This is a genomic window from Aliiroseovarius crassostreae (assembly GCF_049803815.1).
Taxonomy (GTDB): Bacteria; Pseudomonadota; Alphaproteobacteria; order Rhodobacterales; family Rhodobacteraceae; genus Aliiroseovarius; species Aliiroseovarius crassostreae_A.
The window spans coordinates 292,763-315,256 of the sequence record NZ_JBNAGI010000003.1; the positions used below are offsets into that span (position 1 = coordinate 292,763).

General features: G+C 59.9%; 23 protein-coding genes. 17 read left to right on the forward strand and 6 right to left on the reverse strand.

Annotated features, from left to right (window positions below; all coding sequences use genetic code 11):
- Nucleotides 1–13 precede the first annotated feature (13 nt).
- The 7 genes from ACP15V_RS10690 (at nucleotide 14) to ACP15V_RS10720 (ending at nucleotide 6,906) form a co-directional block, all read left to right on the forward strand.
- Nucleotides 14–1,264 (forward strand): Zn-dependent hydrolase, encoded by a 1,251-nt coding sequence (locus ACP15V_RS10690; RefSeq protein WP_424943859.1) that lies wholly within the window; start codon nucleotides 14–16, stop codon nucleotides 1,262–1,264.
- 87 nt (nucleotides 1,265–1,351) lie between these two features.
- Complete coding sequence (locus ACP15V_RS10695; protein ID WP_424943668.1) at nucleotides 1,352–1,828, forward strand: hypothetical protein; 477 nt, start codon at nucleotides 1,352–1,354, stop codon at nucleotides 1,826–1,828.
- An 84-nt stretch (nucleotides 1,829–1,912) separates the two neighbouring features.
- On the forward strand, nucleotides 1,913–3,367 hold the full coding sequence (gene hydA, locus ACP15V_RS10700; protein ID WP_424943669.1) for a dihydropyrimidinase: 1,455 nt from the start codon (nucleotides 1,913–1,915) through the stop codon (nucleotides 3,365–3,367).
- Between the two features lie 13 nt (nucleotides 3,368–3,380).
- Nucleotides 3,381–4,163, forward strand: a complete 783-nt coding sequence (locus ACP15V_RS10705) for an ABC transporter ATP-binding protein (RefSeq protein WP_424943860.1) — start codon at nucleotides 3,381–3,383, stop codon at nucleotides 4,161–4,163.
- Nucleotides 4,156–5,049, forward strand: coding sequence for an ABC transporter permease (locus tag ACP15V_RS10710; RefSeq protein WP_424943670.1), 894 nt, complete (start codon nucleotides 4,156–4,158; stop codon nucleotides 5,047–5,049). The genes ACP15V_RS10705 and ACP15V_RS10710 overlap by 8 nt, the downstream gene beginning before the upstream one ends.
- Complete coding sequence (locus ACP15V_RS10715) at nucleotides 5,046–5,891, forward strand: ABC transporter permease (protein WP_424943671.1); 846 nt, start codon at nucleotides 5,046–5,048, stop codon at nucleotides 5,889–5,891. Before ACP15V_RS10710 ends, ACP15V_RS10715 begins: the two co-directional genes overlap by 4 nt.
- Before the next feature lie 43 nt (nucleotides 5,892–5,934).
- Entirely contained in the window at nucleotides 5,935–6,906 is a 972-nt protein-coding gene (locus ACP15V_RS10720) for an ABC transporter substrate-binding protein (RefSeq protein WP_424943861.1), read from the forward strand.
- A gap of 105 nt (nucleotides 6,907–7,011) precedes the next feature.
- Here the strand turns inward: ACP15V_RS10720 and ACP15V_RS10725 are convergent, their stop codons facing one another.
- The gene (locus ACP15V_RS10725; RefSeq protein WP_424943672.1) at nucleotides 7,012–7,671 is read right to left on the reverse strand and encodes a GntR family transcriptional regulator; all 660 of its coding nucleotides are present in this window, start codon (nucleotides 7,669–7,671) and stop codon (nucleotides 7,012–7,014) included.
- Between the two features lie 159 nt (nucleotides 7,672–7,830).
- Between ACP15V_RS10725 and ACP15V_RS10730 the strand changes: the two genes are divergently transcribed.
- The 4 genes from ACP15V_RS10730 (at nucleotide 7,831) to ACP15V_RS10745 (ending at nucleotide 12,081) form a co-directional block, all read left to right on the forward strand.
- Complete coding sequence (locus ACP15V_RS10730; RefSeq protein WP_424943673.1) at nucleotides 7,831–8,787, forward strand: dihydrodipicolinate synthase family protein; 957 nt, start codon at nucleotides 7,831–7,833, stop codon at nucleotides 8,785–8,787.
- A complete protein-coding gene (locus ACP15V_RS10735) occupies nucleotides 8,778–9,704 on the forward strand; it encodes a proline racemase family protein (RefSeq protein WP_424943674.1) in 927 nt (308 codons plus the stop codon). The genes ACP15V_RS10730 and ACP15V_RS10735 overlap by 10 nt, the downstream gene beginning before the upstream one ends.
- Nucleotides 9,705–9,783: 79 nt before the next feature.
- Nucleotides 9,784–11,034, forward strand: a complete 1,251-nt coding sequence (locus ACP15V_RS10740) for an NAD(P)/FAD-dependent oxidoreductase (protein WP_424943675.1) — start codon at nucleotides 9,784–9,786, stop codon at nucleotides 11,032–11,034.
- A gap of 21 nt (nucleotides 11,035–11,055) precedes the next feature.
- Nucleotides 11,056–12,081: a trans-3-hydroxy-L-proline dehydratase gene (locus ACP15V_RS10745; protein ID WP_424943676.1), complete on the forward strand. Its 1,026-nt coding sequence runs from the start codon at nucleotides 11,056–11,058 to the stop codon at nucleotides 12,079–12,081.
- Nucleotides 12,082–12,100: 19 nt separating this feature from the next.
- On the opposite strand, the gene ACP15V_RS10750 is transcribed toward ACP15V_RS10745, so the two are convergent.
- The 3 genes from ACP15V_RS10750 to ACP15V_RS10760 all read right to left on the reverse strand — a co-directional run bounded on the left by ACP15V_RS10750 (nucleotide 12,101) and on the right by ACP15V_RS10760 (nucleotide 13,528).
- The gene (locus ACP15V_RS10750; RefSeq protein WP_424943677.1) at nucleotides 12,101–12,415 is read right to left on the reverse strand and encodes a helix-turn-helix domain-containing protein; all 315 of its coding nucleotides are present in this window, start codon (nucleotides 12,413–12,415) and stop codon (nucleotides 12,101–12,103) included.
- The gene (locus tag ACP15V_RS10755; RefSeq protein ID WP_424943678.1) at nucleotides 12,397–12,780 is read right to left on the reverse strand and encodes a cyclic nucleotide-binding domain-containing protein; all 384 of its coding nucleotides are present in this window, start codon (nucleotides 12,778–12,780) and stop codon (nucleotides 12,397–12,399) included. Before ACP15V_RS10755 ends, ACP15V_RS10750 begins: the two co-directional genes overlap by 19 nt.
- A 109-nt stretch (nucleotides 12,781–12,889) precedes the next feature.
- Nucleotides 12,890–13,528 (reverse strand): GntR family transcriptional regulator, encoded by a 639-nt coding sequence (locus tag ACP15V_RS10760; protein ID WP_424943679.1) that lies wholly within the window; start codon nucleotides 13,526–13,528, stop codon nucleotides 12,890–12,892.
- Between the two features lie 279 nt (nucleotides 13,529–13,807).
- On the opposite strand from ACP15V_RS10760, the gene ACP15V_RS10765 reads away from it, so the two are divergent.
- From ACP15V_RS10765 to ACP15V_RS10785, 5 genes are all read left to right on the forward strand, one after another.
- The gene (locus tag ACP15V_RS10765) at nucleotides 13,808–15,403 is read left to right on the forward strand and encodes an ABC transporter substrate-binding protein (RefSeq protein WP_424943680.1); all 1,596 of its coding nucleotides are present in this window, start codon (nucleotides 13,808–13,810) and stop codon (nucleotides 15,401–15,403) included.
- A 70-nt stretch (nucleotides 15,404–15,473) separates the two neighbouring features.
- Nucleotides 15,474–16,481, forward strand: a complete 1,008-nt coding sequence (locus ACP15V_RS10770; RefSeq protein WP_424943681.1) for an ABC transporter permease subunit — start codon at nucleotides 15,474–15,476, stop codon at nucleotides 16,479–16,481.
- A gap of 5 nt (nucleotides 16,482–16,486) precedes the next feature.
- A complete protein-coding gene (locus ACP15V_RS10775) occupies nucleotides 16,487–17,401 on the forward strand; it encodes an ABC transporter permease subunit (protein WP_424943682.1) in 915 nt (304 codons plus the stop codon).
- Nucleotides 17,402–17,404: 3 nt separating this feature from the next.
- Nucleotides 17,405–18,397 carry an ABC transporter ATP-binding protein gene (locus ACP15V_RS10780; RefSeq protein ID WP_424943683.1) on the forward strand — a complete coding sequence of 331 codons (993 nt, stop codon included), beginning with the start codon at nucleotides 17,405–17,407 and terminating at the stop codon, nucleotides 18,395–18,397.
- A complete protein-coding gene (locus tag ACP15V_RS10785; protein ID WP_424943684.1) occupies nucleotides 18,394–19,368 on the forward strand; it encodes an ABC transporter ATP-binding protein in 975 nt (324 codons plus the stop codon). The genes ACP15V_RS10780 and ACP15V_RS10785 overlap by 4 nt, the downstream gene beginning before the upstream one ends.
- 268 nt (nucleotides 19,369–19,636) lie before the next feature.
- Here ACP15V_RS10785 and ACP15V_RS10790 read toward each other — a convergent pair whose 3' ends face one another.
- Complete coding sequence (locus ACP15V_RS10790) at nucleotides 19,637–20,734, reverse strand: M24 family metallopeptidase (RefSeq protein WP_424943685.1); 1,098 nt, start codon at nucleotides 20,732–20,734, stop codon at nucleotides 19,637–19,639.
- Nucleotides 20,735–20,879: 145 nt separating this feature from the next.
- Nucleotides 20,880–21,656 (reverse strand): transporter substrate-binding domain-containing protein, encoded by a 777-nt coding sequence (locus ACP15V_RS10795; protein ID WP_424943686.1) that lies wholly within the window; start codon nucleotides 21,654–21,656, stop codon nucleotides 20,880–20,882.
- A gap of 111 nt (nucleotides 21,657–21,767) precedes the next feature.
- On the opposite strand from ACP15V_RS10795, the gene ACP15V_RS10800 reads away from it, so the two are divergent.
- Nucleotides 21,768–22,487, forward strand: coding sequence for an amino acid ABC transporter ATP-binding protein (locus ACP15V_RS10800; RefSeq protein ID WP_424943687.1), 720 nt, complete (start codon nucleotides 21,768–21,770; stop codon nucleotides 22,485–22,487).
- Nucleotides 22,488–22,494 lie beyond the last annotated feature (7 nt).

Genomic DNA, 22,494 nt, shown 5'->3' on the forward strand with positions numbered 1-22,494 from the left:
AGGAGAGACAGAGATGGCCGCACCCGGCGAGAACATCAAAATCAACGGCGACAGGCTGTGGGACAGCTTGATGGAGATGGCCAAGATCGGCCCCGGCATTGCGGGCGGCAACAACCGCCAGACCCTGACCGATGAAGACGCCGAGGGGCGCGCCCTGTTCCAGACCTGGTGCGAAGCGGCGGGGATGACGATGGGCGTCGACACAATGGGCAATATGTTTGCCACGCGGGCGGGCGAAGACCCTGATGCGCTGCCGGTTTACGTGGGCAGCCACCTTGATACCCAACCCACCGGCGGCAAATATGACGGGGTGCTGGGGGTGCTGGGCGGGCTGGAACTGATCCGCACGATGAATGATCTGGGCATCAAGACCAAACATCCCATCGTCGTGACCAACTGGACCAACGAAGAAGGCACCCGGTTCGCGCCCGCCATGCTGGCCTCTGGCGTGTTTGCGGGCAAGCACACGCAGGATTGGGCCTACGACCGCGAAGATGCTGAGGGCAAGCGGTTTGGCGATGAGCTGAAACGCATCGGTTGGGTCGGTGACGAGGAGGTCGGCGCGCGCAAGATGCACGCGATGTTTGAGCTGCATATCGAACAGGGGCCCATTCTGGAAGCTGAAGGCAAAGACATCGGCGTGGTCACCCACGGGCAGGGTCTGAACTGGCTCGAAGTGACGATTGTGGGCAAGGAAAGCCACACCGGGTCGACCCCAATGCACATGCGCGTCAATGCTGGTCGCGGGTTGGCCCTGATCACCGAGCTGGTCCATGAGATCGCGATGAAGCACCAGCCCAATGCGGTTGGCGCGATTGGCCATATCGACGTCTACCCGAACTCGCGCAACATCATCCCCGGCAAGGTCGTTTGCACTGTCGATTTCCGCTCGCACCTGCAAGAGGTAATCGACGCGATGATCGCGGAATTTGACGAACGCGCGCCGAAACTTTGTGCGGATATTGGCGTTGAAATGAGCTGGGAGATGGTCGGCACCTTCGACCCGCCCGCCTTTGACGAGGGCTGTGTTGCCGCCGCGCGCAATGCGGCAGAGCGGTTGGGATACTCCCACATGGATATCGTGTCGGGTGCGGGTCACGACGCCTGCTGGATCAACGAGATCTACCCCACCGCGATGATCATGTGCCCCTGCGTCGACGGGTTGTCGCACAACGAGGCGGAAGAGATCAGCAAGGAATGGGCCACCGCCGGCACTGATGTTCTGATGCATGCCGTGTTGGAAACGGCCGAGATTGTGGAGTGACCCGAAGCAATGATCCGCCAATCCACACCCCAAATTAACCATCCCGTGCGCAAGCTGCGGGCATTGGTTCATTTGGAGGATTTGGTGATGCGAATGATCGCCTTTGCAATGGCGCTTTGGGCGGGGCTGACCGCGGCCTTTGCCGGAGATGGGTTTGTGGTGGATATGGAAACCGAGGACATCCGGCGACTGGATGGGCGAAAGTACTTGTCAGACATCGCGGTCGGCGAAACCACAGAGGTCAGCATTCTGCGCGGCTGTATTCGTGAGGGGCGGTTGCTCATTGAGCAAAGAACTGAACAGCGAGAGCGCCCGACCGCCGCGACCCGCATCCAGGCCACCCGTGAAAGTGATGCGGAAGTCTCTTTGCAGATTGTGGCAACCGATCGCGCATCGCCGGAACGAATCCGGTCAGCAGCTGCGCGTTTCGGCTTCTTCGACTGTAAAGACATGGCGGGATTTGCGTTGTTTGGCCCAACCTATACCGTGACCAAAATCAACGGCGCGACCAGCTTTACCGACCTTCTGAAAACGCCACCTTTTGCTGGGGTGGTGATGAACTAGATCCACCCGGTGGAAGAACCCCGCCGGGGAAACACTCATAGGTACGGGCGCAAGATCCGACCTTTAACGACAGGGATATGAACCATGACAACAGTCATCAAAAACGGCACCATCGTGACCGCCGACCTGACCTATAAGTCCGATGTTCTGATCGACGGCGGCAAGATCGTTGAGATCGGCGAGGGGTTGAAAGGCGATAAGGAGCTGGACGCGACCGGCTGTTACGTCATGCCCGGCGGCATCGATCCGCATGTGCATTTGGAAATGCCCTTCATGGGCACCTATTCTTCGGATGATTTCGAAAGCGGCACGCGGGCGGGGCTGGCGGGGGGCACCACGATGGTGGTGGATTTCTGCCTGCCCAATCAGGGCGAAAGCCTGCTGGATGCGATCAAACGGTGGGACAATAAATCGACCCGCGCGAACTGTGACTATTCCTTCCACATGGCCGTCACCTGGTGGGGCGAACAGGTCTGGAACGACATGGACGAGGTGGTGAACAAGCGCGGCATCAACACGTTCAAACATTTCCTCGCCTATAAAGGCGCGTTGATGGTGAATGATGATGAGCTCTTTCACAGTTTCACCCGCTGCGCCGATCTGGGCGCGACCCCGATGGTGCATGCCGAAAACGGTGACGTGGTGGCGGAACTTTCGGCCCGTCTGCTGGCGGACGGCAACAATGGCCCCGAGGCACATGCCTATTCCCGCCCCCCGCAGGTGGAAGGCGAGGCGACCAACCGCGCGATCATGATTGCCGACATGGCCGGGGCGCCGCTTTACGTCGTGCATACGTCTTGCGAAGACAGCCACGAGGCCATTCGCCGGGCGCGGATGCAAGGCAAACGCGTGTGGGGTGAACCGCTGATCCAACACCTGACGCTGGATGAAAGCGAGTATTTCAACAAGGATTGGGATCATGCCGCACGCCGTGTCATGTCGCCCCCGTTCCGCAATAAGCAGCATCAGGACAGCCTGTGGGCGGGTCTGCAATCCGGGTCGCTCTCTGTCGTTGCCACCGACCACTGCGCCTTCACGACCGAACAGAAACGCTATGGCGTGGGGGATTTCACCAAGATCCCCAATGGCACCGGGGGGCTTGAGGACCGGATGCCGATGCTCTGGACGCACGGCGTCGCCACGGGGCGGATCACCATGAATGAATTTGTCGCCGTGACCTCAACCAATGTGGCGAAAATCATGAACTGCTATCCGCAGAAGGGCGCGGTTCTGGTGGGTGCGGATGCGGATCTTGTGGTCTGGGATCCCGAGAAGGAAAAGACCATTTCGGCCGACAGTCAGCAATCGTCGATCGACTATAACGTCTTTGAGGGCAAGCATGTGAAGGGCCTGCCGCGGTTCACCCTGACCCGTGGTCAGGTGGCGGTGCATGATGGCGAAATCCGCTGCGAGGAAGGGCATGGCAAGTTCGTCGCCCGCGACCCCAACGCCACAGTGAACCGCGCGTTGACCCAATGGAAAGACCTGACCCAGCCGCGCCCGATCGAGCGCAGCGGCATTCCGGCGACTGGGGTGTGATGTGAAGGACAATATGGTGAGCGAAGCCGTCATCGAGGCCAGCGGGCTGGACCTGACTTTTCAAACCAATGACGGGCCGATCCATGCGCTGAAGGGTGTGGATCTGACCATCAACAAAGGGGATTTCGTCAGTTTCATTGGCCCGTCGGGCTGTGGCAAGACCACGTTTTTGCGGGTGATCGCAGCGCTGGAACATCCCACCGGCGGGTCGATCACCGTGAACGGGATGACCCCGGATGAGGCGCGCCGCAACCGGGCCTATGGCTATGTGTTCCAGGCGGCGGGGCTTTATCCGTGGCGCACCATCGGCGGCAATATCAAGCTGCCGCTGGAGATCATGGGCTATTCCAAATCCGAAATGGCGGCGAAGGTCGCCAAGGTTTTGGAGCTTGTGGATCTGGCCGGGTTTGAAAAGAAGTTTCCCTGGCAGCTGTCGGGTGGGATGCAACAACGCGCCTCGATTGCCCGCGCGCTGGCCTTTGACGCCGATCTTCTGTTGATGGACGAACCTTTTGGGGCGCTGGATGAGATTGTCCGCGATCACCTGAATGAACAGTTGTTAAAGCTGTGGGCGCGCACCGAAAAGACCATCGGTTTCGTGACCCACTCGATCCCCGAGGCGGTCTATCTGTCGACCAAGATCGTGGTGATGTCGCCTCGCCCGGGTCGCATCACCGATGTGATCGAAAGCACGCTGCCGAAAGACCGCCCGCTGGATATCCGCGACACGCCGGAGTTTCTGGATATTGCGCATCGTGTGCGCGAGGGGCTGCGGGCGGGGCATGCTTATGACTAAGCCGGGCCGATTTGCATCTGTGCTTCCCGTGTTGACTGTGGTCGCGGCCATTGTTGTGCTTTGGTATGCGGCGGCGATCGGCATGAATGGCAAATGGGCGCGCGATCAGGCGGCGCGGGCTGAGGTCACTCTGACCACCTCCGAGCTGATTGCGGACACCTGGAGCCAGGAGCGCCCCGTTTTGCCTGTGCCCCATCAGGTGCTGGGTGAACTTTGGAAGACCACCGGCGAGATGGCCCTGAAAGGCCGCGCCTTTTCCAAACGATCCTTGATTTTCCACGGTTGGATCACCCTGTCCGCCACGTTGTTGGGCTTTGTTTTCGGGACCGGAGCGGGGATCCTTCTGGCGGTTGGGATTGTGCACAACAAAGCGATGGACATGAGCGTGATGCCCTGGGCGATTGCGTCCCAAACCATCCCGATCCTGGCGATTGCGCCGATGATCATTGTGGTGCTGAACTCAGTCGGCATTCAGGGGCTGGTGCCTAAGGCGATCATTTCGGCCTATCTGTCATTTTTTCCGGTTGTGGTGGGCATGGTGAAAGGGCTGCGCAGCCCGGATGCGATGCAGCTGGACCTTCTGAAAACCTATTCCGCCAGCGGGTCGGATACGTTTTGGAAACTGCGCCTACCGTCCTCGATGCCCTACCTTTTCACCGCGTTGAAAATCGGCATGGCGGCGAGCCTTGTGGGTGCCATCGTTGGGGAACTGCCCACCGGCGCCATCCGGGGCCTTGGCGCGCGGATGCTGACCGGCAGCTATTATGGCCAGACGATCCAGATCTGGTCAGCACTTCTGGCCGCAGCGATCCTTGCGGCCAGCCTTGTGGGGATCATCAGCCTGATTGAACGGCGGATGCTGAAACGGATGGGGGCGGTGAAATGATCTGGGTTCTTTTTGCGGTCGTTTTTTGGATCTTCACCTGGTGGCTAAATGGCTGGATCGCCAAATCGCCCCAAGCCGGCACGCGCTGGGCGCGGCTCGCGGTGCCGATCATTTTCGGTGTAACGGTCCTGGTGGTGTGGGAGGCCTTGGTGCGTGGGTTAAATGTGCCGCCGGTGATCCTGCCGCCGCCCTCGGCCATTGCCGCCAAAGTGGCAACCTCGCTTGACGTGTTATGGGTCGATTTTGTGCAGACCTTCGTGAAAGGCGCGTTGACCGGGTATCTAATGGGCTGTGGCGCGGCCTTCGTGATCGCGGTGCTGATTGACCGATCGCCGTTTTTGCAACGCGGCCTTCTGCCGGTGGGCAACTTCATCGCCGCCCTGCCGATCATCGGCACCGCGCCGATCCTGGTGATGTGGTTCGGGTTCGACTGGCAGTCCAAGGCCGCCGTCGTCGTGGTCATGGTGTTCTTCCCGATGCTGGTCAATACGGTACAGGGGTTGGCGGCAACCGACAGTATGCAGCGCGATCTGATGAAGACCTATTCGGCCAATTACTGGCAAACGCTCCTGTCGCTGCGCCTGCCCGCCGCCATGCCCGCGATCTTCAACGGGCTCAAGGTGGCGACGACGCTGGCGCTGATCGGGGCGATTGTGGCCGAATTCTTCGGGTCGCCCATCAAGGGCATGGGGTTTCGCATCTCGACCGAGGTGGGCCGGCTGGGGCTGGACATGGTCTGGGCGGAAATCACCATCGCGGCCATTGCCGGATCGGCCTTCTACGGTATCGTTGCACTTATCGAAAAGGGGGTCACCTTCTGGCACCCCTCACAAAGAGGCTGACAAACAGCCATTACACAACAGGGAGTTGGATATGATGAAATACATGAAAGGCGCGATTGCCGCGTTTGCCTTGGGGTCGTCGGGGGCGATGGCCGCCGATGATCTGACATTGCAACTGAAATGGGTCACCCAGGCGCAGTTTGCTGGCTATTACGTGGCGCTGGAAAACGGGTATTATTCGGACGAAGACCTGAACGTGACCATCAAGCCGGGTGGGCCGGACGTGGCGCCCGTGCAGGTGCTGATGGGCGGCGGGGCTGACGTGATGGTCGATTGGATGCCCTCGGCGCTGGCCGCACGTGAACAGGGCGCGCCGGTGGTGAACATCGCCCAGCCGTTCAAATCCTCGGGCATGATGCTGACCTGTCGCAAAGACACCGGCATCACCAGCCCTGACGATTTCCCGGGCAAGACGCTTGGCGTGTGGTTCTTTGGCAATGAATACCCGTTCCTCAGCTGGATGTCCTCGCTGGGCATCAGCACCGAAGGGGGCGACGGGGTGACCGTTCTGAAACAGGGGTTCAACGTCGATCCGATCTTGCAAGGGCAGGCCGATTGTGTGTCGACCATGACCTATAATGAATATTGGCAGATCATTGATGCGGGTCTGACCGCCGACGATCTGGTCACGTTCAAATATGAAGATCAGGGCGTCGCGACGCTGGAAGACGGGCTTTATGTGCTGGAAGACAAGCTGTCGGATGAGGCGTTCAAAGACCAGATGGCCCGCTTTGTCCGCGCGTCGATGAAGGGCTGGAAATGGGCCGAGGAAAACCCCGAAGACGCCGCGATGATCGTACTGGAATATGACGAAACCGGCGCGCAGACCGAAAAGCACCAGGTGCGGATGATGGGTGAGATTGCCAAGCTGACCGCAGGGTCAAACGGCGCCTTGGACCCGGCCGATTACGAACGCACCGTGGCCACCCTGATGGGCGGCGGATCGGACCCGGTGATCACGAAAACACCAGAGGGCGCCTATACGCTCGACATCACCGATATGGCGCTGAAATAAGTCCCTATCGTAGCGAATAGAGACGAATACGTTTCGGTCTTAACCTGACACAGGGGTAAACCGAAACGCTTTAAAAAGACCGGGCCGCGCCATCTGGGGCGGCCCTTATGTTTTGCTCAGGTGGTTCAGCAAGCTGTCCTTCGCCCCCAGAATATGCGCGCGGGTCAGCTCGGCGGCCGCGTCGGCGTCGCCTCGCTCGCAGGCGTCCTGAATGCGGGCATGTTCGTCATTGGCGCGCGCCATGCCGTCTGACAGAACCAACTGCGCGCGCAAATACCGGTCAACCCGGTCCAGCGCGCTTTCAATCGCTTCGAGGTGAAAGGCCAACCCGGACGCGTTGTAAAGTGTTGCGTGAAACTGGCGGTTCAGATTGCCCCATTCCATCGGATCATCCGACTTGGCAAACGCCTCCAGATACCCGCGCGCCTCGGTCAGGTTGTCTTTCGTCATGCGCGGCACGGCGGTGCGGATCACATGGGGTTCCAGCAGGGCGCGATAGTCGAAAATCTCGCCCGCCTCACTGGCCGACAGGCCCGACACCACCGCGCCCTTGTAGCGTTGCGATTTCACCAGCCCGTGTTCCTCCAGCCGCGAAATCGCCTCGCGCACCGGAATGCGCGAGGTGTTGAACATGCGGGCAATCTCGTCCTGGCGCAGCGGCGCGCCTTCTTCCAGATCCCCCTCGATGATCGCCTTTTTCAACGCGTCAAAAATGATCGAGGCGGCCGAGGCGGTTTTGGAAATATCGACTGATTTTAACTGCATGATCCCTCTCTTTTCAGAAAACTATCAGGTTCCGCGAATGGAATGAAGGATTTTGCAAGACTGATATTGAATATTGGATCCAATTTAGGTATAACGCCCTCAAACGCGCCGACACCGCGCCCAAGCCCCTGCACCGCAGGCCCAGTTCAGGAGAACGCCATGTCCAATATTTTCACCGGGACCATCCCCGCCCTCATGACCCCTTGCACCGCGGACCGGACCCCGGATGTCGACGCGTTGGTCAAAAAGGGAAAAGAGCTGATCGCCGCTGGCATGTCGGCGGTGGTCTATTGCGGGTCCATGGGCGATTGGCCGTTGTTGACCGATGAGGAGCGGATGCAGGGGGTGCAGGCGCTGTGCGATGCGGGCGTGCCGGTGATTGTCGGCACCGGGGCGGTGAACACGAAACTTGCCGCCGCCCATGCCGCCCACGCGCAAAAGGCGGGCGCGAAGGGGTTGATGGTGATCCCCCGCGTCCTGTCGCGCGGATCGTCGATTGCCGCACAAAAGGACCACTTCAAGGCGATCCTGTCCGCCGCCCCCGAACTGCCCGCCGTGATTTACAACTCGCCCTATTATGGCTTTGCGACCCGCGCCGACCTGTTTTTTGCCCTGCGCGCGGAACACCCCAACCTCGTGGGCTTCAAAGAGTTCGGCGGCGCGGATGATCTACGCTACGCGGCGGAAAACATCACCTCGAAAGATGACGATGTGACCCTGATGATCGGCGTCGACACCACGGTTTACCACGGGTTTGTGAATTGTGGCGCCAGCGGAGCGATCACCGGCATCGGTAACGCGCTCCCGCGCGAAGTGCTGCACTTGGTGGCGCTCAGCCAAAAGGCGGCGACGGGCCATGCCGAAGCGCGCGTGAAGGCGAAGGAATTGGAAGAGGCGCTGGGAGTGCTCTCTTCGTTCGATGAAGGCCCCGATCTGGTGCTTTACTACAAGCATCTAATGGTGCTGAACGGGGACGAGGAATATCGGTTGCATTTCAATGAAACCGACGCCCTGTCTGATGCGCAGCGCAACTATGTCGAGGCGCAATATACGCTGTTCAGAACCTGGTACGCCGACTGGTCGCAGCAGGGCGGCGTGGTGGCCGAATGCGCGTAATCGACAGTCACACGGGCGGCGAACCCACGCGGGTTGTAATCGAAGGCGGACCGGACCTTGGAGCAGGGTCGATCGCCACCCGCGCCGCTCGCTTGTGGCGCGACCACCCCGATTTCTGCCCCTCGGTGATTTGTGAGCCGCGCGGGCATGATGCGATGGTCGGCGCACTGTTGGTGGAACCGGATGATGCCAGCTGTGTGACCGGGGTGATCTACTTCAACACGGTGGCCAATCTTGGCATGTGCGGTCATGCCACCATCGGGCTGGCCGTCACACTTTACCACATGGGCCGGATCGGGCTGGGCGTACATCGGTTCGAAACCCCGGTTGGCGTGGTCGAAGCCGAGCTTCTGTCACCTAACCGTGTGCGCGTGGTGAATGTCGAAAGCTATCGGCACCGGGCCGGCGTATCCGTCGATGTGCCCGACCTTGGGCGGGTGACTGGCGATGTGGCCTATGGGGGAAATTGGTTCTTTTTGGCCGAGTTAGACACTCTTCCACTGGAATTCACCCGCTTGACCGAACTGACCGCTGCCACCACCGCCATCCGCGATGCGCTGGAACGCGATGGGGTTACGGGGGCAGGTGGCGCCTATATTGATCATGTTGAACTCATCGGTCCGGCCCACGGCGCTGCCAATGCCCGCAATTTCGTGCTGTGTCCGGGCGGCGCCTATGACCGCTCGCCCTGCGGTACGGGGTGTTCGGCCAAACTGGCCTGTCTGGCCGAGGACGGAAAGCTGGCACCGGGCGAAATTTGGGTGCAGGAAAGCACTATCGGCAGCCATTATGACTGCAGCTTTCAACCCGGCGAGGTCGGCGTGATCCCGACCATTATTGGCGAAGCCTATGTCACGGGTGAAACTCAACTGATCTTTACTGAAAAGGATCCCTACCGCGCCGGTATTCGACCCTAATCAAGCGTAACAATGGCGATTGTAACGTGCGGCAAGACGTGGCTAAAGTGACCGAAACAAGCCACCAGATGAGGACCCGATGGCACAGACCACCACCCACGATATCATCGTCATCGGTGCCGGGATCATCGGCATTTCAGCGGCCCTTGCGCTGCAGGCCCAGGGGCGCAAAGTCACGCTTTGGGATCGCAAGGGCATCGCAGAAGAAGCCTCAACCGGAAATGCCGGGGCCTTTGCCTTCGCCGAGGTCGAACCGCTGGCGACCCCGGGCGTGATGAAAAAAGCGCCGAAATGGTTGCTGGATCCGTTGGGTCCCCTGTCTGTGCCGCCATCTTATGCCTTCAAGATCGCGCCGTGGATGCTGCGCTTTTGGCGGGCCTCCTGGCGGGATCGCTATACGGCGTCGATGCAGGCGCAGGTGACCCTGATGCGTCACTGCGAGGCCGCATTTGAACGTCAATTGCAGGCAGATGGGGATGCGTCCCTGATCCGCCGCGAAGGGCAATTAAGTGTCTATCAGGGCGAAAAGCAGTATCAGGCGGCTTTGCCCGGCTTAATGCATCGTCGCGATTTGGGGGTCGAGACCGATCTGATCGAGAGCGCAAACGCGTTGGCCGATATCCAACCCGGTCTGGATCGCAGCTTTACACATGGTGCCTATACGCCGGGGTGGTTCAACACCGAAGATCCGAAGATCTGGGCACAGATGCTGGCGGATCGGTTCTTGGAAAAGGGTGGCGTGTTCGAGCGTAGAACAGTCTCTAATCTGCGGAACAGAGACACATATGTTGAGGTCACGGCAGAGGGTGCTCTTTATCGCGCAACCCATATTGTGGTCTGTGCGGGGGCGTGGTCCCATCACCTTGCGGCCATGCTTGGTGATCGATTTCCGCTGGAAACGGAACGCGGATATAATACCACCTTTCCGACCCGATCCATCGATTTGCGCACGCATGTCACCTTTGGCGCGCATGGGTTTGTCATGAGCAAAATCGGAGAAGGTCTACGGGTTGGCGGCGCGGTTGAACTGGGCGGGCTGGACCTGCCGCCGAATTACAAACGGGCTGACATCCTGCTTAAGAAGGCCAAGTCCTTTTTCCCGGATTTGGACACAGATGGTGGCACGCAATGGATGGGATTTCGCCCCTCGATGCCCGACAGCCTGCCCGTCATCGGCACCTCCACCCGTGCGCCGCGGGTGACCTATGCCTTTGGGCATGGGCATCTTGGCCTGACCCAATCGGCCGGCACGGCCGAGCTTGTTGCAAGCCTGGTTGAGGGCAGCGCACCCGTCATCGATCTTACCCCCTATCGGCCGTCACGGTTCTAGGCGCAATTTCAGGAGAACATCATGCGGTCTTCGAAAACCATTCATGTCGTGTCCTGCCATGCCGAAGGCGAGGTGGGCGATGTGATTGTGGGCGGCGTTGCCCCGCCGCCCGGGGATACGGTGTGGGAACAGCGCAACTGGATTGCCGAGGACGAAACATTGCGGCGCTTTGTGCTGAACGAGCCGCGCGGCGGTGTGTTTCGCCATGTGAACCTGCTGGTGCCGCCCAAACACCCCGATGCCGATGCCGCCTGGATCATCATGGAACCCGAAGACACGCCGCCGATGTCAGGGTCAAATTCGATCTGCGTGTCCACTGTGCTTCTGGACAGTGGCATCCTGCCAATGGAAGAACCTGAAACGCATCTGACGCTGGAGGCCCCCGGTGGATTGGTGCGGGTGCGGGCGGAATGTCGTGATGGCAAGGCCGAGCGGATTTACGTGCAGAATGTGGTGAGTTTCGCGGACAAGCTGGATGCAAGGATTGAGGTCGAGGGGATCGGCAGTTTGCGCGTGGACACCGCCTTTGGTGGCGACAGTTTCGTGATGGTCGATGCCGAGGACCTGGGGTTTGCCCTGACCCCGGATGAGGCGGCGGATCTGGCGCGCACGGGGGCAAGGATCACCGATGCGGCAAATGAACAGCTGGGGTTCAACCATCCGGTGACCGATTGGAACCATATTTCCTTTTGCCAGATTGCCGGGCCGCTTGCGCGCGAAGGCGATCTTTTGACGGGTAAAAACACGGTGGCGATCAAGCCGGGCAAGCTGGATCGTTCGCCTTGCGGGACCGGGGCGTCGGCGCGGATGGCTGTGTTGCTGGCGAAGGGGCAGATGCGCCCCGCCGACCGCTATCACGCGCGATCGGTGATCGACAGTGAGTTTCGCTGCCGCATTGTTGCGCAGTTTGACCTGAATGGGCGCCCCGCAATCACGCCTGAAATCTCTGGCCGTGCCTGGATCACCGGCACACATCAACACATGCTGGACCCGTCCGACCCGTGGCCGGGCGGGTATCGTCTGTCGGACACATGGGGTGCGCGCTAGACCGTTTATCAGGCACAGATCAAAGGCGATCCCCGGCAAAATCACGCAGCCCCGCGACGTTGCTGATCTGAACCAAGCGGTCACGGTTCTGTACCCCAACGGGTATCAGTTGGCGAAAGGCGCGCGACAGGCTTTCGGGTTTGATCCCCAGTTTTCCGGCCAGCACCTTTTTCCCATAGGGCAATGTCACTTGGGCCGAAGCCCCCTTGGCATCGTAAAGTCCAAGCAGAAACTCCGACAGGCGCTGGGCGGCGCTGCGCCCTTTCAGGTGTTCGATATGGGTGATCAGGTCATGGGCGTGATCATGGGCGGCGGTCAGGACGGCCAGATGCAATTCGGCAAAGGCGTTTTTGCAGGTGCAGATCGCGCTGAGGTCAAGATGCAGCACGGTACAGTCGGTGATGCCTCGGACGAATAGATCGCGGCACTGGATGAAAGCGCCGGAACCTCGTCAAAGCTTTGCCCGCGCTCCAGCATCGCCAACGCGGCCTCTTCGCCGCCAGAGGTGACGCGAAAGAGTTTGACCCAACCGGACACCATGATTTTCAGGGTCGGGTTCTGGTCCCCCTGCAGGGCGATGTTTTCGCCCCGCCGATATGTGCGGGAGGTGGATTTCTGGATCAGACAGGCGCGAACATGCGGTGATAACTGGGAAAAGAACGGCAGTGACCCCAGGGTGTCAGGGTGTGTTTCGCGCATGGGTGTTCCTCTGTATTGGAAGAACACCTTAACGGGTGAAGTGTGTCAGCAGATTGACGCAGGTCAAAGTTAACGGATTAATTTACCACCTGGTCAAAATGACGTATTATCAATCCTTTAGCGCCTGCGCATGGATGGCGACCACCCCCATCAGTGTTTCCATGGATTGATAGGCGCGCAGATCATCGCGGGCCAGAACCGCATCCATAACGGCGATATGACCGTGTCCCAGCCGCTCCATGCTGTCGCGCGAAAAATAGCGAAACCAGAACCGGCGTGAATGGGTTTGCAGCGGGGCAAGGATGTTGGTCAGATACTGATTTTCAGCCGCCCCCATCAGGGCCTCGTCAAACCCCTTATCGGCCTTGAGATAAAGCTGAGCGTTCTGATCCGGCAGGCTGTCCAACATCATCTGCCGATACGTCTTTATGTTCTCAAGCAGGTTTGGCGTCGCGAAGCGGGCGGCGGACCGGGCCAGGCGCGGTTCCAGCACCTGCCGCAATTCGGTCACCTTGGCGCAATCCTCGGCGCGGATGTCGGCGATTTTGATCCCGGCGCGCGGCCGCACCTCGATCAACCCTTCCCATTGCAAACGCTGCATCGCTTCGCGCACCGGGGTGCGGCCCAGCCCGATCATGTCGATCAGGCTGCGTTCGGAAATCAGCGACCCGGGTTCCAGGACCAGGGTGACGATCCGTTCTTCGATCGCAAGATAGGCTTGCGTGGCAAGGTTTTGTGGCTTGGACATGGGAGCGGTTCCGAAAGACGGCCTGGTTTTGGCGCATTACTAATATATCAGTGGTTCGGCAATTTTGAAGCGATTTCCGTTTGGTCAAGTGAATCACCAGGGGGCAGATGCTTTACCAAAAGATCAAAATCCCCCATGATGGCGGTAACAATATTGCGTAAACACATGTTAACACGACAAATATTTTGCTGATATATCAGTGTTGATTTGCGTTAATCTTCCCCATAAGCTGCCCTCATTCCGCGCCGTCCGGCGCGAAGACCTGATTGGGAGGAACTCATGAAAAAACAATTCACGCTGGCCGGCTTTGCCGCGGCCGCAATCATGACTGCGTCGACGGCTCTGGCCGGTGGCACGCTGGTCTATTGCTCGGAAGGCTCGCCGGAAGGGTTTGACGCAGCACTTTACACCTCGGGCACCACGTTCGATGCGTCGTCGAAAGCGATCTACAACCGTCTGACCGAATTTGAAACCGGCACCACCAACATCATCCCCGGCCTGGCCGAAAGCTGGGAAGTGTCGGAAGACGGGCTGGAGTACACGTTCAAACTGCGTTCGGGCGTGAAATTCCACTCGACCGATTACTTTACCCCGACCCGCGACATGAACGCGGACGACGTGATCTTCACGTTTGAACGTCAGGGCGACGAAGCCAACCCGTATAACCAAGTGTCCGGCGGCACCTGGGAATATTACAATGGCATGTCGATGCCGTCGCTGATCAAAGAGATCGTGAAAGTCGACGACATGACCGTGAAATTTGTGCTGAACCGTCCGGAAGCGCCGATGGTGTCGAACCTGGCGATGGATTTCGCCTCGATCGTGTCGAAAGAATATGCCGACGCGATGCTGGAAGCTGGCACCCCCGAGAACCTGAACCAGCAACCGATCGGCACGGGTCCGTTCCAGTTTGTGGGTTACCAAAAAGACGCCGTTGTGCGTTACGCGGCCAACCCGGACTTCTTCCGCGGCCAAGCTGACGTCGACAACCTGATCTTTGCGATCACCCCGGATGCGGCGGTGCGTTATCAAAAGCTGAAAGCGGGCGAGTGTCACGTGATGCCTTACCCGAACCCGGCTGACGTGGAAGCGATGCGCGCGGATGCCGACATCAACCTGACCGAACAGGAAGGTCTGAACGTGGGCTATCTGGCTTACAACTCGATGGTTGCGCCGTTCGACAAGCCCGAAGTGCGCAAGGCGCTGAACATGGCGATCAACAAGCAGGCGATCATCGACGTGGTGTTCCAGGGTGCGGGTAAGATCGCGAAAAACCCGATCCCGCCGACAATCTGGTCCTACAATGACGCGGTTCAGGACGACCCGTATGATCCGGTGAAATCGAAAGAGATGCTGGAGGCCGCAGGCGTCACCGATCTGTCGATGAAGATCTGGGCGATGCCGGTGCAGCGTCCCTATAACCCGAATGCCCGCCGTATGGCCGAGCTGATCCAGGAGGATTTCGGCAAGGTTGGCGTGAATGCCGAGGTGGTGTCTTACGAATGGGGTGAATACCTGTCGCGTTCGAAAGACAAAGACCGTGACGGTGCGGTTCTGCTGGGTTGGACCGGTGACAACGGTGACCCCGACAACTTCCTGGCCGTTCTCCTGGGCTGTGACGGTGTGGGTGGTTCGAACCGTGCGCAATGGTGTAACGACGAATTCCAGGCTCTGATCGAAGAAGCCAAGCAGGAATCGGATACCGCCAAGCGGACCGCGCTGTATGAAGAAGCGCAGGTTGTGTTCAAACGCGAAGCACCCTGGGCCACCATCGCCCACTCGATCGTGCACATGCCGCTGCGCAACGAAGTGAAGGGCTATAAGATCGACCCGCTGGGCGGTCACATCTTCTACGGTGTTAGCCTCGAAAACTAATGCGTTTTCAATGAAATAAGGGCCGGGCGCATCATGTGCCCGGCCCAGCCAGTTCAAGCGAGCCACAAACATGCTGTCCTTTCTGCTGCGCAGACTGCTGACCTTCGTGCCGACGTTTTTCGGCGTGACGGTCGTCTCCTTCCTCTTCATCCGCCTTCTTCCCGGTGACCCGATCCTGCTTCTGGCAGGGGAACGTGGCGTCGGCGAAGAGCGCTATGCGGAACTCATCAAACAATTCGGGTTTGACCAGCCGGTCTGGAAACAATATCTCGACTATCTTTGGGGGGTGATGCAGGGCGATCTGGGCAACTCCTTCGTGACCAAGAAACCGGTGGTATCCGAGTTTTTCGCGCTGTTCCCTGCAACGCTGGAACTGTCACTTTGCGCGATTATCCTGGCGATTGTCGTGGGCATCCCGGCAGGTGTGATCGCGGCGGTGAACCGGGGCAAGTTCTTTGATCAGGCGCTGATGACTGGTGCGCTGATCGGGTATTCCATGCCAATCTTCTGGTGGGCGCTGCTGTTGATCATCGTGTTTTCCTCCGGTCTGGGCTGGACGCCAGTCTCTGGCCGCATTTCGTTCATGTTCTTCTTCGACGAGGTGACCGGCTTCATGCTGATCGACAGTTTGCTGTCCGGTCAGAAAGGTGCCTTTGCCTCCGCCGTCAGCCACCTGATCCTGCCGACAATTGTGCTCGCCACGATCCCGCTGGCCGTGATCGCCCGCCAGACCCGGTCGGCGATGCTTGAGGTGCTTGGCGAAGATTACGTGCGCACCGCGAAAGCCAAGGGGTTGTCACCCCTGCGCGTCAACGGCCAGCACGCGCTGCGCAACGCCCTGATCCCAGTTGTGACCGTAATTGGCCTCTTGGTCGGCACGCTTCTGGCCGGTGCGATCCTGACCGAGACGATCTTTTCCTGGCCGGGCATCGGCAAATGGATGGTCGATAGCATCTTCCGACGCGACTATCAGGTGGTGCAGGGCGGGCTGTTGCTCATTGCCTCGATCATCATGATCGTGAACCTGACCGTGGATGTGCTCTACGGCTGGATCAACCCGAAAATCAGAAAGGGCTGAGCGCGATGACTGATACTTCTGCGAGTGAAGCCACCCCGACCCAAACAGCCATGCAACCGCCCAGCCCGCTGCGCGAGTTCTGGAGCTATTTCCGCGAAAACCGTGGCGCCGTGGTCGGCATGTATATTTTCATGGCGTTCTTCATCATCGCCCTGATCGCGCCCTTGCTTGCGCCTTACACCCCACATGAACAATTCCGCGACCACCTGCTGCAACCACCGTTCTGGCAGGATGGCGGATCAACCGAGTTCCTTCTGGGCACCGACCCATTGGGTCGCGATATGCTCTCGCGCCTGCTGCATGGCGCGCGGTTTTCCTTCTTCATCGGTGTGATCGTGGTGTCGATCGCATCGTTCTTCGGGGTGATCATCGGCGTGATTTCCGGTTTTGCCCCGAAATGGATGGACACGCTGATCATGCGCCTGATGGACATCATCCTGTCCTTCCCGTCGCTGCTTCTGGCGCTGGTGCTGGTGGCCATTCTCGGGCCGTCCCTGATCAACGCGATGATTGCCATCGCGCTGGTGCTTCAGCCGCATTTCGTGCGCCTGACCCGGGCCGCGGTGATTTCGGAACGCACCAAGGATTACGTGACCGCCGCGAAAGTGGCGGGCGCGGGCCGTCTGCGCACCATGTTCGTCACCGTGCTGCCCAACTGTCTGGCGCCGATCATCGTGCAGGCCGCGCTGTCCTTTTCCACTGCCATTCTCGATGCCGCCGCCCTTGGCTTTCTTGGCATGGGCGCACAGCCGCCCACGCCGGAATGGGGTACTATGCTCGCCGAAGCGCGCGAATTTATCCTGCGCGCCTGGTGGGTCGTGACCCTGCCCGGCATCTGCATCCTCGTGTCCGTTCTGGCCATCAACCTGATGGGCGACGGGCTGCGCGACGCGCTTGATCCCAAGCTGAAACGGAGCTGACGCATGAGCCTTCTCGAAATAAAGAACCTCACCGTCGAGTTTCGCACCGCCAACGGGCCCTTCCGCGCGGTGGACAGTGTCGACATGACCGTAAACGCGGGCGAATTGGTCGCTATCGTGGGCGAAAGTGGATCGGGCAAATCCGTGTCGATGCTCGCCATGATGGGGCTTTTGCCCTGGACCGCCAACATCACCGCCGACAAGATGGAGTTCGACGGTAAGGACCTGTTGCGCATGTCGCCCAAAGCGCGGCGGTCGATCATCGGCAAAGACGTGTCGATGATTTTTCAGGAACCGATGTCGTCCCTGAACCCCTGCTACACCGTCGGCTTTCAGATCAGGGAGGTGTTGCGCCAGCACACCGATCTCAGCCGGACAGAACGTCAGTCCCGCGCGGTCGAGCTGATGGAACAGGTGGGCATCCCGGACCCGAAGAAACGCCTGAACGTCTTCCCGCACCAGCTTTCGGGCGGGATGAGCCAGCGGGTGATGATTGCGATGGCGCTGGCCTGTAAGCCCAAGCTGCTGATTGCGGATGAGCCCACCACCGCGCTCGACGTGACCATTCAGGCGCAGATCCTCGACCTGCTGATCGACCTGCAGAAAACCGAAGGCATGGCGCTGATTCTCATCACCCATGACATGGGCGTGGTGGCCGAAACCGTGGAACGCGTCAGCGTGCAATATGCCGGTCAACGTGTGGAAGAGCAGGAGGTGAACGCCCTCTTCTCAAACCCGCATCACCCCTATACGTCCGCGCTTCTGGCGGCCCTTCCCGAGCGCGCCATCGGGCGGCATTTGCCGACCATTCCCGGTGTGGTGCCGGGGCAGTTTGACCGCCCGCAGGGCTGTCTCTTCTCGCCGCGCTGCGCCTTCGCCGATGACCTGTGCCGCACGACCCCACCGGTTCCGGCCAGCGCAGACCTGGGCAAGGCGCTGTGCCACCGCCCATTGGATCACGGCCAACCGCAAGAGCAAAAGGAGGTCCCGGCATGAGCGCCCCAATCCTGACCGCAACCGACCTGCGCCGCCATTTCGAAGTGAAATCGGGCCTGTTTGGCGGCACGAGCACCGTGCGCGCGCTGGATGGAGCCAGCTTTGAACTGGTGCCCGGTCGCACCCTTGCCGTGGTGGGCGAAAGTGGCTGTGGCAAATCCACCCTCGCCAATCTGGTGACGATGATCGACACGCCCACCGCGGGCAGCTTCTCGATCGACGGGCAGCAGATCCGGCCGGGCGATGAACTGCGCGACCGCGAGTTGCGCGCCAAAGTGCAGATCGTGTTTCAAAACCCCTACGGGTCGCTCAATCCGCGCCAAACCATCGGCAAGATCCTGATGGAGCCGCTGCTTTTGAATCGCCCGGACGTCTCGGCAGAAGAACGCGAGCGCCGCGCTCGGGAAATGGTTGAACTGGTGGGTCTGCGGCCCGAACATTTCAACCGCTACCCGCATATGTTCTCGGGCGGGCAACGCCAGCGGATCGCGGTGGCCCGCGCGCTGATGCTGGACCCGGAGATCCTCGTCCTGGATGAACCCGTGTCGGCGCTGGACCTGTCGATCCAGTCACAGGTGCTGAACCTGCTCACGGATCTGCAGGACAAGTTCAACCTGGCCTATCTGTTCATCAGCCACGACCTGTCGGTGGTGCGCCATTTTGCCGATGACGTGATCGTCATGTATCTGGGCAAACCGGTGGAGCAGGGCGCCAAGGACGAGGTCTTTGAAAACCCGCGCCACCCCTACACCAAGGCGCTGTTGTCCGCGACGCCGATGGCCGATCCCGCGCGGCGTCAGGAACGGATCAAGCTGGAAGGGGAATTGCCGTCACCGCTGAACGTGCCGGTCGGTTGCGCCTTTAACCCGCGCTGCTGGAAGGCCACGGAAGAGTGCCGGGCCAAGCGGCCGGATATGAGTGGCGACAGTCACCGCTTCGCCTGCTTCCACCCGGAAAACGGCGCAAACTAACTCCAAGGGGTGCCCATGCGGCGCCCCTTTTTTCTTGCGATAAATACCTCCGCCGGAGGCTCAGGCTCACGAAGTGAGCCCCGCCCAAGCCTGTCGACCGAAGGGAGAAAAGGCGCGGGAGATCCACCTGGTCCAAGAGCGCTTTCGCTTATGCTCAAGCGCGCTGTTGGTGGCTCACGATGTGAGCCTGTTCAGGGGCTTTGCCCCTCGGACTGCGTCCTCACCCCAAGGTATTTCAGGCAAGAAAAAAAGGGGGCGAATTTCAGAATCAGCTGCGGATGATCATGTCGCGCGCGAGGTCCGAGAAGATCTCGGGGCCGGTGTCGCGCAGGATTACAATCTCTTCGAGCCGGATGCCGAACTCCCCCAACAGGTAGATGCCGGGTTCGATCGAAAACACATTGCCCTCTTCCAGCACCACGTCAGAGTTTGACACGATGTCGGGTTTTTCGTGCAGGTCGAGGCCAAGCCCATGCCCGACGCGGGCCGCGAGGGTTTCGCCGTAGCCTGCGGCGATGATCACGTCACGGGCGGCCGCATCAACCGCGCCGGAGGTCGCGCCCGGTCTGGCGGCTGCCAACCCGGCGGCGACGGCCTGTTCGACAATCTCGAAGATCTCTCTGTAGTGATCGGTCGGGGTGCCGAACCAGCCGCATCTAGTGTTGTCGGCGGGATAGCCCAGGTAACGACAACCGCAATCGATTTGCACGGCCATGTCGCGGGCCAGCTTGGTCTGGCCGGTGTGGTGGTGCGGGAAGGCGCCGTTGGGGCCAAAGGCCACGTTGATGAATTCGACCTTGGCATCGTGCTGGGCGTAAATATCGGCGATCATATCGGCCATGTCTTCCTCGCTCATCCCCTCTTGCAAGCTGTCAAACGCGTGGGACAGGGCGATGTCATTCACCCGGTGGCTTTCCTTCAGCGCGGCGTATTCGCCGGGTTCCTTCACCTTTCGCAGCGCGCCGATCGTGTCTTGCATGAAGCCATGCGCAGCACCAGGCAGTTTGCCCAACAGCAGGAAGGAAAAATCCGAGCGCATCATTTCGTCCAGCGCGACCTTCGGTGCGGCGGGCAGGGCGAGGCGGGTGAGGATCTGATCCAGCGCATCATGCGGCCCGTCGGCATCTTTCCAGGTGGTGAAGGGCAGGTCGGTGTGCTGGCGCACGCTGTCCGCGTTCAGGGCGGGCATCAGAAATTCGGCATGATCTTGCGTGATCAGCAACAGCACCGGGCGCTCATCCCCATGTGGATCCAGCCCAGTCAGCCAGGCCAGATGGCTGGTGGGGCCCACGGCGACCAGATCGGTGCCGTTGTCGCGCATTTTATCGCGCAGGCGGGTCAGTCGAGAAGTGTAATCGATGGTCATGGGGGCCTCTTTCCTTGCCTGCCTCATAGGCGCACGGGGGCGAGGTAAGGTCAATCGGATTTTGGATCCAATGCGGATGTGAGCCGACTTCCAAAAGAAAACGGAGGCCGAAGCCCCCGTTCCCCGTCGCGCGTTTTCGGTGCGGTTACTGAAGGCCCCATTTTGCGGCGGTGGCTTCAAAGAAGCCCTTCTCTTGTTTCAGCTTGATCCAGTTGTTCACATAGTTGATCCAGACCTGATCGGCCTGCGGCAGGATCATCGCAATCGGCGTGGGGCGGGCGGGGGCGTCCACGTCCATCCGGCGCACCTGCGGAAACTTTTCCGTCAGCGTCGCCCCTTCGATGTTTGAGGTGATAAAGACGTCAGCGCGCCCTGCGATCACTTCCTGATACCCCCGCGCCGGGGCCTCAACCACTTTGATGTCGGCATTCGGGAACCAATCGCGCACCATCTTTTCAAACGAGGTGCCCAGGGTGGTGGCCACTTTCACATTCGGCTGGTTGATCGACGCGAAATCGGGGAAATTCCCCAGCTTGTCTTCGGTTGTGTACGGTCCGATCTGCACCGAAATATATGGGTTGGAAAAGCCCGCCACTTTCATCCGCGAGGGCGAGATCGAGGCAGACCCGGTCATATGGTATTTGCCCGCAACGATGCCGTTCACCAGGGTCTTCCAATCGGTCGGCACAAATTCCAGCTCGACCTCCAGATCCTTGGCCAGTTCGGTCATCACGTCGATGTCGTACCCCTTGTACCCTTCGGTGGCCGGATCACGCACCGACATCGGGTTCCAATCTCCGGTGGTGCCAACTTTCAACACGCCGCCCGACAGAATGTCGTTCAAGGCGGATTGTGCACTGGCCGGCGCAATAAGGGCCAGCCCCGCCACCAGGGCGGCGCCCAGAGTTCGCAGAAATGTCATTGGGAAGATCCTTTTCTAGGCTATCAGATATGTCTCGATTTCTTATACTAGAACAAAATGTGAATTGTGGTCCCCTCTTCACGAAGTGGTGAACACTTGTAAGGAAACGCGATGAGTGCAGCAGTCAGCCTGGCCGGGCTCAGCAAATGGTTCGGTGATTTTCAGGTGTTGAAAGACGTGTCGCTGGATGTGGCACCGGGCGAGAAACTGGTGATTTGCGGGCCGTCCGGGTCGGGAAAATCCACGGTGGTGCGCTGCATTGCCAATCTTGAACCCTTTGAGAGTGGCCTGTTGGAGGTGTTGGGGAGTGCGCCCGCTGACACCGGGCGCGGCGATGTGGGCATGGTGTTTCAACAGTTCAACCTGTTTCCCCATCTGAGCGTTCTCGACAATCTCACCCTTGGGCCGATGCGCGCGCTGGGGCTTTCCCGGCGCGACGCCGAAGAGCGGGCGCATGCCCTGCTGGAACGGGTCAAGATTCCGGATCAGGCGATGAAGAAACCGGGGCAACTCTCTGGTGGGCAACAGCAGCGGGTGGCGATTGCGCGGGCCTTGTGCATGGAACCCAAGGTGATGCTGTTTGATGAACCCACCTCGGCGCTGGATCCTGAAATGATTGCCGAAGTGTTGGAGGAAATGGAGGAACTGGCCGCGGACGGGATGACGATGATCTGCGTGACCCATGAAATGGGATTTGCGCGGCGCGTGGCCGACCGGATTGCCTTTATGGATGCCGGTGAACTGGTCGAGGTGGGCACGCCCGAACAGGTCTTTTCCGCGCCAAACTCCGCCCGGTTTGCCGATTTCCTTGCCAAGATCCTGAGCCATTGAGGGCGCT